Genomic DNA, 9,848 nt, shown 5'->3' with positions numbered 1-9,848 from the left:
ATATATTACTCTGAGGAAAAAGGTGTGAAATCTTGGGAAGAGGTTAAAAAAGACGAGCTCCCTACAAAAGTAAAAGAAAAATTAAAGTTGAATTAACATATAAAAGACGCCATTGTTAGAGAAATATATCCCCTATTTCTTTAGAGTTTCAAAAGCGAAAGACTGACAGTTATTGTCGGTCTTTTGCTTTTACAGGAATAAGCACGTAATTTTGTGGTGCTTTAAGTACTAAGAAGGCTTAATTTTGTTTATGTATTTGTTGTAACTTAATGGATTTCGTAATGGCTATGATATAATAAAATTCAAGTATAATAAGGGGGATTAATTAAATGATTTTTCAAAGCATGATTACAGCTATTATAGAAAAATTACAAGAGACGGTGAATCCCTATTGGATAATTGTGTTTGGATCAACGGCTGAGAACAGAGAACGGGAAGATAGTGATATTGATATAGCTTATTTAAGTGACACAACTTTAGGGAACTATGAACGTTTTTTATTAGCACAGGAGTTAGCAAACATCGTTAATAGAGATGTTGATTTAGTTGATTTATCCGAAGCTTCTACAGTTTTTCAAGCTCAGATTATACATACAGGAAAGACAATATTTTGTTCGGATGATAAACGTAAGGTCGTTTTTGAAATGAAAACCTTAAAAATGTATTCAAAATTGAATGAAGAACGACAGGTAGTATTTGATGATATAAAGAAAAGAGGTTCAATATATGAAGAATGAGGTTATTTTAAATAAAATTTCTACAATAGAGCGTTGTATAAAAAGAATCCAAGATGTGTATGGAAATGCCCCTGAAAATTTAGAGGATTTTACAAAACAAGATTCAATAATATTGAACATACAAAGAGCTTGTGAAGCGAGTATTGATTTAGCGATGCATATTGTTGCAGGAAAAAAATTAGGACTACCCCAATCTAGTCGAGAAGCCTTTGATTTGTTGGTTACAGCAGGATTACTTAGCGCTGATCTAGCAAATAAGTTAAAGGCGATGGTTGGATTTCGTAATATTGCTGTTCATGATTATCAAAGTGTAAATTTAGATATTGTTCGTCAAATTATTGAAAAACATTTAACTGATTTTAAACTATTTACGAAAGAAGTAATGGGGATATTGGAATTTTAGGCGAAAGAACAAAATAATAGAGCTGAGAAAGAAAGTAATTTATACCAGCTATTGAAACAATTACTTAATTTCGTAAAAAGAAAAGCGGTCATAAGATGAATTTGTTCATGTTGAAGTGAATCTTTGCATGAAATGTATGTAGATAATAGTAGGAGCAATATCCATATACAATTTTATCAACAAATAAGTAAATATTTTTAAAACTAATTTTTATACATATAATGTATACCAAAAACAAAAAAAGTTTCCACAAGGAAACTTTTTTTGTTTTTGGTAAATTTACAACAGTTAATTAATATACAGTTTTTGAGAAAAATGATGAATCATGTCAAATCATCTTCATTTACACAAACATAAACGTAGTATAAAAATGAAGCATATCCAAAATAATTAAAGGGGCTGAAAAATTGATTAAAAAACTTATTATTGGTTCTATTGCTTTAGGCGCAACAATAGGAGTGAGTATACCTACATTTGCTGCAACACTACATTCTTCATCACAGCTTAAAGAAACTTAAAATTCCCATGTACAATCTCTACATTCTCCATGGCAGTATTTAGGGCAAACTTCAAGGGAACTTCAAATTAAAAGTAACGATCCAAACGTACTAGCTTTTGAACTAGCAAAAGAAGCGCCATTTTACGAAGAAGAATTAGTAGACATATGTTCTGTAATTTTAGATGCAAATGTAGATGTTGTATATTGGACAAGTAAGGAATGGGTTAGATTTGAAGAAGGAAATTATGAGTTTAAACATGAAATTAAAATTTTTAGAGATAAAGAACGTCAGCAATTAATTACTGCACTAGAATCTTAGATCTTTTACAAAAAAGAAGCAATGCTATACTCCCCTTATAGTAGATAGGATAAAGAAAACACATTAACCTGTTTACTATGGAGGGGATTTTTCTATGAGTAAAATTAGCACCACTGATGAAGTAGAATTTAAGAAAAAAGCAGTCGATTTATATTAAAAGAAGGAATGAGATATAAATAATTGGGTCTTTTTTTGTTTAACATGTGTACGTTTATTACTGATGAAAATCGTAATGTAATTAAATCCATGGCTTATATTTTAGGAGTATGTCCTTTAGTATTTATTAATACAAAAGTTTCGTAATAAGAATTTACTGATTGTGCTATTTCATATGACTTTAAGATAATTGAAGAAATATATTGGATTAGGGTAAAAGGGTTTAGGCTAACTTTGTACAAGTGGATATTAAAACACTATAGAAAAATAAGGAAAATAGTTATAAAATAGGAAACTGAACGGAACCGTTCGGTTTGTTTTTGTTGTGCAAGATAAAGATAACCAAAGATAAGGGCTTAGGAATTCTTGTCTTTGTTTAAAACAAACACTTAACGAAGGTATCAGTACAAATGGAAAAGGTGAAGTAGTAGAAGGTTAACGTCTTCCTACTAATAGATTTCCAAAATCAGCTGGATATATAAAAGATGAGATTGCAAATGGGAAAACTGATATTTGTACAATAAATAAGAATTGGCTTCAAAAAATAGAAATTAAACTTTAGCATTATTATTCAAAAGTGTCATAACTATTATTTCTTTAGTGCTGCTATATAAAAGAGTGCTGAAAATTAGCTGCATTTTAATGCTAATCACAATGGTATCATGCTTTTGTATTTGTATACACAAATGCTTAGATTCGTTAAATTATTGCTTTAATTATAGTGAAACTATCAGTATAAAAGGAAAGAAACTCTATCAAACAAAAAAATTGGAACGTTTGATTAAATGACTAGTATGCTATTTTCATGTTCAAGTTAATAACATAAATAGAACCTATTAATATGTTACTACTTTGTTTTTGTATTGTTGAAAATAAGAAAGGTGAAATCAATGAAAAAATATTGGCATAAGCTATCGTTGCTTCAGAAAAATGTATTACTAACGGTAGTAGTAATTCTAACGCTTGTGGGAAGTATGGGGTTGTTAAGCTTTAACATGTTTCAAAATAGTATGATGTCTATATTTGAAAGGCAGTCTTTTGAAACAGGAGATACAATAATAAATCAATTAGATCTAGAAATAGTAAGAGATGTAGCAAAAGACCCTACAGCACAAAGAGTGAAGAAAGAAAAATTGACAGAGCAATTAGATAAAGCTATAAAAAATATGAAAAGTGTCGGACAAACATATGTTACAGGGGCTAAGCTAAATGATAAAGCTGAATTACAATTAGTTGCTTTGGATACAGAATTAGCAGATACGGTTTCTGTAAAACTAGGTTCTGTAAAAACAGGTGACTATTATGAGCATCCTACTCATTGGAAGAAGACATACGACCAAGTAATGAAAACGAAACAGGCACAAATGACAGAAGTGTATGAAGATGTACTAGGTACATGGGTAACAATTTTAGAGCCAATTACTGATGAAAATAATAATATAATTGCAATTGTTGCAGCKGATTTAGACGCTTCTATTATTCCTCTTACAAAGAAAGAATTTATAGTGCACGGTTTACTATTTATAATCATTTCATTAACAATCGCAATTACAATTCAAATATTCATCTCACGAAAATCTCTATCGCCTTTAAAGGATTTACAAGAAGGGTTACGTAAAGTTGGTGAAGGGGATTTAAGTATTAAGTTGAATGAAAGGTCTGATGATATAGGGATAACTAATATCTATTTTAATAATACTATTAAAAAGTTTAATAGGATTATAGATAAAGTAAGGCAGACTGCTGAACAAGTTTCAACATCCTCACAGGAATTGTCGGTAAGTACCAAAGAGAATAGCATAGCCTTTAAAGGAATTGCAAGTGCTATTACAGGATTAAATTTAGGAGCACATTCTCATGAATATGTAGTGCAAAAATGTTTAGGAATTGTTCAAGAAATGGAAAGTAAGATGGAAGAAATTAAAAGAGCTGCAAAACAAGTTGCGACTGCTTCGGAAGATATGGAACAGCATTCTGTAGAAGGAAAAGATTTGATTAAGCAAATTGTGAATCAAATGAAAAGAAGCCGAGATTCAATTCAAAGTGTATCTTCTAGTATTTATGCATTAGAAGCACGATTTAAGGAAATTAGTGAAATCATTACTGTAATTACAAATATTTCAAATCAAACAAATTTATTAGCTTTAAATGCTTCTACTGAATCCTCATATGCTGGAGAGATGGGGAAAGGATTTTCAGTTGTTGTGGATGAGGTACGTATATTAGCGGAAAGAACTGAGGCATCTGCAAGGGATATAGCTAAATTAATTGGTGAAACCCAAGCTGAAACAGAGGAGGCTGTAAGATCCATACAGAATGGTTCAAAGGAAATAGAATCAGGAATAACACTTGTTCAAAGTAGTGATGCTTTCTTTGAAAAGATTTCAGAATCTGCACAATCTGTTACAAATCAAATTAAAGAGAATTCGAATAATTCAAGTGACATTTTAAAAGATAATCAAACTATTGTTCAGATTGTAAATGAATTATCATACATTGCAAATACATATGTGAATAGCAGTAGTAATGTAGAGATAAGTATGAAAGAGCAAGAACTGTATGTACAAGATATTGCAGAGTTGGCAAATTCTTTAAATTGGCTCTCCAAAGAGTTACAGGAGTTAATAGGGGAATTCAAAAATAAGTAGGATAGGAGAAGGTATGGGTATGACCTATACCTTTATTTATTCCCACATAAGGGATGAAAGCTTAGGTATATATGTAAAATAGCTAAAAGAATAATTTTTTGCATATTTTGTTGGAAATAGAGCATGATATTACCAAATTCAACGGAGGTGTTTAAAAAATGCAAATTCGCGAAAATAATAATTCAAACGAAATCTTAATAGCAGCTGCAGCAAGTGCAATTGAACAAATGAAATATGAAATTGCACAGGAGTTTGGTGTTACTCTTGGGCCGGATTCAACAGCAAGAGCAAATGGTTCAGTAGGTGGAGAAATTACAAAACGTTTAGTTCGTATGGCGCAAGAGCAGTTATCTGGTCAATATAAAATTCACTAAAGTTAAAGGTATATCCCATGGAAGGGATATACCTTTTTAATTTGCCTTTAAAGAGGATAGTGAAAATTTTTACTGCTAGTTAAATTTAGACACTGCAAATTTGGCTGTGAAATTCATCTTCTTCATGTAAGAAGAATTTACTCCTGCTTGAAATTGAACCGAAATATTACCGTCTTTTTGTGCTTTGAATACGCGACCGTATGGTGAATTCGCATTGTATGTGCCAATTACTTGATCATCTGCATCAAAGACTGTATAAGAAATTGGGAACCCGGAATTTTGTACAAAGACCGTAAGTTCTTCCCCTTTATTAAGATTAAATGATTCTTTTTGAGAAACCTCATAGGAACTCATAGAGTAATATTTTGTAACTTCTTGAATTTCTAAATTTGTAGTTGCTGCACTCGCTTTAGGTGCCTCTGCTCCTGGTAAGTTCATACCTGATAGTACTGCAATTCCTAATGCCCCTGCTAAAATAACTTTTTTCATAATGCTAGTTCCTCCTTTAATATATTGTGAGATTTGAAAACGAAGTGAAAATACCACCTCTTGAAACCATTATAGTTACAACGAGAATGATTTTCAATGAGATTTAATATGTAATTCTGCATACATAAGATGTCGATATAAGGTAATCTATCCGAAGTTTAAAGTATTCTTAAAGAAGGAGAGAACAACTTTTCAAAACTATGAATGTGATGGTAGCTGGTTTTTACATACGTTGGTTCTATAAGTGAATATTTTGTTGTTTTTTTATTGTGCATTCATTGTATGTAAATAAACAATCAATTGTTTGTAAAATTTTATAATTCGGAATTATTAAATAAAATAAGAGGTTATATGTTATAATAAAGCTGCAATAAGGTTTAGCATCCTAATCTTATTGTGTATATTTAGCCTAAGTATGTCGTTTGTATTAAAAATAAGAAGTCTCTCAAAAAGAGGCTTCTTATTTTTGGTATGGAGGGGGATTACAGATGATTGATTATTATCAAATTTTTTTATTTACTATGGCAGGTATTGCCTTGTTTTTTTATATACAACATGCTAGAAAACCAACGAAAAGAAACAAATGGAAATTCTTTGTTGTAGTGTTTTTATTTTTCCTTTTGAATTATTTATTTCTTAGATTTATATAGGTAAATGTAAGAGGGGATACGTTTTTAATTTTAAAATATAAAAAAAGGAAGGTGTAATCCTTCCTTTCATAATCTAGTTTGTCAATGCGAATATTTAATTAACTAATGTCATTGGCGCTGTGTAAATTGTGTCAACAGATCCGTTAGCATTCGTAATTTCAACTTTATAACGGAATGTGCCTGCATCCCCAATATCTTCGCCATTGCCTGAGAAAGTAACTATTTCTTCATTTGAACCAGCTGGTAACATAGAGTTCCAATTGAACCAAGTTTCATAATAGCCCCAGCCAGTTTCATATTGTTTTTCGATAGCAACTTTGTAATTCACACTTTCAGCTCTATTATTTGTAACTTTTGCAATGACATTTTGTCCAAATCCGTATTCCGTAGCGTGTAATTGAATCGTGAAATTGTTCACTGTTTCGCTAGGGCCACAAATGTAACGACAATATTCGCTCGCTCCATCGGCATGAGCTTTAGGTGTTTCTATATTCATTGCTGTTAAACTACCAAGAGCCAATGTTCCCATTAATAATACTTTACCAAATTTTTTCATATAAAATCCCCCCTGAGTACATTTGCTACCATTCTTCCATCTTGTAGTAATTTAATCTGTACATAAGATTCCATGGTTTTAAATCCTAAATATGTATCTGAATGTACATTGAATAGATCCTTTAATATATCGATGATACATTTGGTTTATTTACTTGTATCATCTCTTCATTACCGTTTATTGGTAAAAAGGTAATGTTATTATACATAATATTGGAATCTACTGACAAGAGCTAATAATTTTGATTTAGCCATTAACAGGAAAGAAAAGTATTAAATTAGGACGGTGTTCAAAAAGAAGATAAAAACATTTGAAATGTGTGAGAAATGATTTGCAGAACAATTAGAGCACAAGTACTGTGGGAGTTTGTAAGTACTGTAACAGAAGAGAATATGAAGAAGAAGCAGGAGTTAGAGTCTACACCAGGTTTATTAGTAAATCTATTTAAAACTTGTAAAAGAAACCATTCAAAATCAAAAGAAAGCGAAATAGAAAGGATATTTAAGGAAATTTAAAAGGCCTTGTCATTTTAGACAGGGCCTTTCAAAAAGGGACACAATTGACAACTGAAGGTGACTTCATATTACCATTTTTGGTATTTTAATTCCAGGTATTCATATTGAGAAATAAAATGATTATTTTGTAGAGTGTGAGATGGGAAATACTGCCTATCAATTTTTCAGAACGGGAAGGCATAAGCAGAATTTTTTATTTGCTTTAAACAAGGGATAGAAGAAATACTTTTGCTTAGTAAAGTGAGTTAATCATAGTTCAAAGTTATGTGAAAAACTGTTTTCAGAATAGGTGTCCTTTTTGTTTTAAGAAGAGAATATATTTTCTCAACAGGACAAATGGTAAACATCTATAAGTACTATTTATAAGGATAATAAGAAAAGTAGAAATTAATAATAAAGGAGAATGCGAAATGAAAACAGTAGTATCTGATAGAGATCTAGCTGAAATCCGCGAAGAAGACGTAGATGTTTTAAAGGTAATGGCACATCCGGTTCGGTTACAAATTGTAAATGAATTAATGCACCATAAAATGTGTAATGTTACGCAGTTAACGGAAATATTAAGACTCCCACAATCTACTGTTTCACAGCATCTATCAAAATTAAGGAGAACCGTACTCCGTGCAGAAAGAAGAGGGTTAGAGATGCATTATTATATAGATAATGCTAAGGCTCGTCAGATTGTAGGAATTTTAGGTTTGTGGGTAAATAATAAGCAAAAAAGTTCCCTTTTTTAAAAGGAACTGTTATAAACGGTGGACAGTTATACGGGTTATATGAACCTGAATATTGTTAAAGAAAGGACACTCATTTGAGTGTCCTTTCTCCGACTTGAACCATCTTAATTTTATTGTGTTGTTATCATATAAGAAAAGAAGACATCGATTAAGATGTCTTCTTTTCCTTGTACAATTGGTGTTAAGAAGGTATTGTATTACTTAAAAAATATAAAAATATAACAATCATCGAGTAAGCTTATTATAGCATCATTAAATAGGATTTTTATATGTAATATTGCATATATATAGATTTATTGAAGTTTTATCTATATGGTTTAATTGTCTGTTATTTGTTTTAATTCATTTACTTATATTATTTTTTGAGCGCTCCAGCAATGGAGCCTTTTTTTTATGCAATAAAACATTTTATTTACATTATTTAGTCGATGTATATTAGCTTTTCCTTCTTAAAAGTTACCTATATTTCACCAAAATATTGTATAGACGACCAGTCTTTTTATGAGAATTTAGTGAGTTAATAGTATTAAATTTGAAAATAGTTTTTATATCGAAAGTAGTATATGGATTATTCTATATGTCAATCGATATGATAAATTGCATATCTAAAAAAGTATAATTTGTTAACGTTTTCAAAATAAGGAATATTCTTATAAATTTCTGTTAGTATCAAATTTGTACTTATATAAAAAGAAGGAGATGTTTATATGTTAAAAAAAGTTGCATTAGGGATATCATCGTTAACAATGGCAGCAGTAGTAGGTTTAGGAATGGCACCTGAGGCATCAGCAGGACCAGCAGCACCGTTAACTTCTTTAAATGTGGTTAAAGTGGAATCGCAATTAGGTGGTGTAGAAACTATTAATCCTAATAGTTTTAGTACAACTAGAGATCATGGTGGAAGTTATTTATATGTTTATACACGAGAAATTGGTTATGGTCAATTTCCTTTTGCAAAAATGGACGGATTTGATGTGAAAAGTGTTGGTTCACAAATAATTGGTGGTAATCCTATAGTTGGCTGGGAGTATAAATGGGATGTATCAAAGTTTAAAGAGGGAACTTTCGAGTATCAAAAAACTTCAATAAACCATCCTAGAAATACGTTACGAACTTCTATATACATTAAATAATCACTTAGTCCATAGTAAAATAATCCCCACGCATTGTGTGGGGATTATTTTTGGTAGGTAACCAGTTAGGTTTTCAATCTGACTTGAAAAATAAAAGTTGTTTCTTTATTGTATCATGAGCTAGTAACAAGTTATGATGCACTTTTACATATTGGTTTGTATGTAAAGAAAAGACACCCTAAGATGTCTTCCGCCGATTCGAACAACTTTAATTTTAATAATATGTATTGGGGATACAGCCGAGATACGTGTAAAAATAGGTCATAGTCTTACTTTTACTCCCAGATACAACATAATGAACTGATAAATAGGGGGTGGTGACAGGATAGCTGATACTATCCCTTAGCGTAGAGTAGTAAAGGAAAACCTTTTTATTATTAGGTTTTTTAGTTGGTATTTTTGCTTTTATTTCTAGAGGAAATTGTACCAAAGATTGCCCCGGACATTGCTCCGATTAAAGTCATAAAAATTGCACTCCATGCTGCAAATGCCATAATTACACCTCCTAATAATAAATTATTGTAACTATCTAAAGCTATTGTTTCTTAGCCTTTTTAATAGAAATGATGATTGCAATAACTATTAAGAAAATAAGAGGAGACCAAGCAAAGAAAGACATTTTAGTATTCTCC

9 protein-coding genes and 3 pseudogenes are annotated in these 9,848 nt (G+C 30.8%); 9 read left to right on the top strand and 3 right to left on the bottom strand.

The genetic code is table 11. From position 1 onward, the window contains the following. From AC1DJR_RS09230 to AC1DJR_RS09205, 6 genes and pseudogenes are all read left to right on the top strand, one after another. A pseudogene (locus tag AC1DJR_RS09230) lies at positions 1-96 on the top strand (YxeA family protein); the annotation flags it as partial. A gap of 233 nt (positions 97-329) precedes the next feature. After that, positions 330-737: a type VII toxin-antitoxin system MntA family adenylyltransferase antitoxin gene (mntA, locus tag AC1DJR_RS09225; RefSeq protein ID WP_016093855.1), complete on the top strand. Its 408-nt coding sequence runs from the start codon at positions 330-332 to the stop codon at positions 735-737. Beyond that, the gene (gene hepT / locus AC1DJR_RS09220) at positions 727-1,140 is read left to right on the top strand and encodes a type VII toxin-antitoxin system HepT family RNase toxin (protein WP_016093854.1); all 414 of its coding nucleotides are present in this window, start codon (positions 727-729) and stop codon (positions 1,138-1,140) included. Before mntA ends, hepT begins: the two co-directional genes overlap by 11 nt. A gap of 407 nt (positions 1,141-1,547) precedes the next feature. Next, positions 1,548-1,958, top strand: a pseudogene (locus tag AC1DJR_RS09215) (hypothetical protein). Between the two features lie 1,046 nt (positions 1,959-3,004). Continuing rightward, on the top strand, positions 3,005-4,762 hold the full coding sequence (locus AC1DJR_RS09210) for a methyl-accepting chemotaxis protein (protein WP_477002448.1): 1,758 nt from the start codon (positions 3,005-3,007) through the stop codon (positions 4,760-4,762). 158 nt (positions 4,763-4,920) lie between these two features. Further along, a complete protein-coding gene (locus AC1DJR_RS09205; protein ID WP_001167047.1) occupies positions 4,921-5,136 on the top strand; it encodes an alpha/beta-type small acid-soluble spore protein in 216 nt (71 codons plus the stop codon). Between the two features lie 75 nt (positions 5,137-5,211). On the opposite strand, the gene AC1DJR_RS09200 is transcribed toward AC1DJR_RS09205, so the two are convergent. Then, entirely contained in the window at positions 5,212-5,625 is a 414-nt protein-coding gene (locus AC1DJR_RS09200; RefSeq protein ID WP_098717920.1) for a hypothetical protein, read from the bottom strand. A 744-nt stretch (positions 5,626-6,369) separates the two neighbouring features. Beyond that, a complete protein-coding gene (locus AC1DJR_RS09195; RefSeq protein WP_002017099.1) occupies positions 6,370-6,831 on the bottom strand; it encodes a hypothetical protein in 462 nt (153 codons plus the stop codon). A gap of 326 nt (positions 6,832-7,157) precedes the next feature. Between AC1DJR_RS09195 and AC1DJR_RS09190 the strand changes: the two genes are divergently transcribed. The 3 genes from AC1DJR_RS09190 to AC1DJR_RS09180 all read left to right on the top strand — a co-directional run bounded on the left by AC1DJR_RS09190 (position 7,158) and on the right by AC1DJR_RS09180 (position 9,216). Next, positions 7,158-7,346, top strand: coding sequence for a hypothetical protein (locus AC1DJR_RS09190; RefSeq protein ID WP_404481514.1), 189 nt, complete (start codon positions 7,158-7,160; stop codon positions 7,344-7,346). Between the two features lie 410 nt (positions 7,347-7,756). Next, complete coding sequence (locus AC1DJR_RS09185) at positions 7,757-8,083, top strand: ArsR/SmtB family transcription factor (RefSeq protein WP_326996841.1); 327 nt, start codon at positions 7,757-7,759, stop codon at positions 8,081-8,083. Positions 8,084-8,790: 707 nt separating this feature from the next. After that, a complete protein-coding gene (locus tag AC1DJR_RS09180; protein WP_002090470.1) occupies positions 8,791-9,216 on the top strand; it encodes a DUF4879 domain-containing protein in 426 nt (141 codons plus the stop codon). 386 nt (positions 9,217-9,602) lie between these two features. Here AC1DJR_RS09180 and AC1DJR_RS09175 read toward each other — a convergent pair. After that, positions 9,603-9,792, bottom strand: a pseudogene (locus AC1DJR_RS09175) (hypothetical protein). Between the last annotated feature and the right edge of the window lie 56 nt (positions 9,793-9,848).

The organism is Bacillus sp. 05T31, from assembly GCF_056396725.1.
This window is presented reverse-complemented; position numbering and strand designations above follow the sequence as displayed.

Bases quoted from the DNA above. Each gene is read 5' to 3' on its own strand.
- mntA (WP_016093855.1), top strand. From the start codon at position 330: ATGATTTTTCAAAGCATGATTACAGCTATTATAGAAAAATTACAAGAG.
- hepT (WP_016093854.1), top strand. From the start codon at position 727: ATGAAGAATGAGGTTATTTTAAATAAAATTTCTACAATAGAGCGTTGT.
- AC1DJR_RS09205 (WP_001167047.1), top strand. From the start codon at position 4,921: ATGCAAATTCGCGAAAATAATAATTCAAACGAAATCTTAATAGCAGCT.
- AC1DJR_RS09200 (WP_098717920.1), bottom strand. From the start codon at position 5,625: ATGAAAAAAGTTATTTTAGCAGGGGCATTAGGAATTGCAGTACTATCA.
- AC1DJR_RS09195 (WP_002017099.1), bottom strand. From the start codon at position 6,831: ATGAAAAAATTTGGTAAAGTATTATTAATGGGAACATTGGCTCTTGGT.
- AC1DJR_RS09190 (WP_404481514.1), top strand. From the start codon at position 7,158: ATGATTTGCAGAACAATTAGAGCACAAGTACTGTGGGAGTTTGTAAGT.
- AC1DJR_RS09185 (WP_326996841.1), top strand. From the start codon at position 7,757: ATGAAAACAGTAGTATCTGATAGAGATCTAGCTGAAATCCGCGAAGAA.
- AC1DJR_RS09180 (WP_002090470.1), top strand. From the start codon at position 8,791: ATGTTAAAAAAAGTTGCATTAGGGATATCATCGTTAACAATGGCAGCA.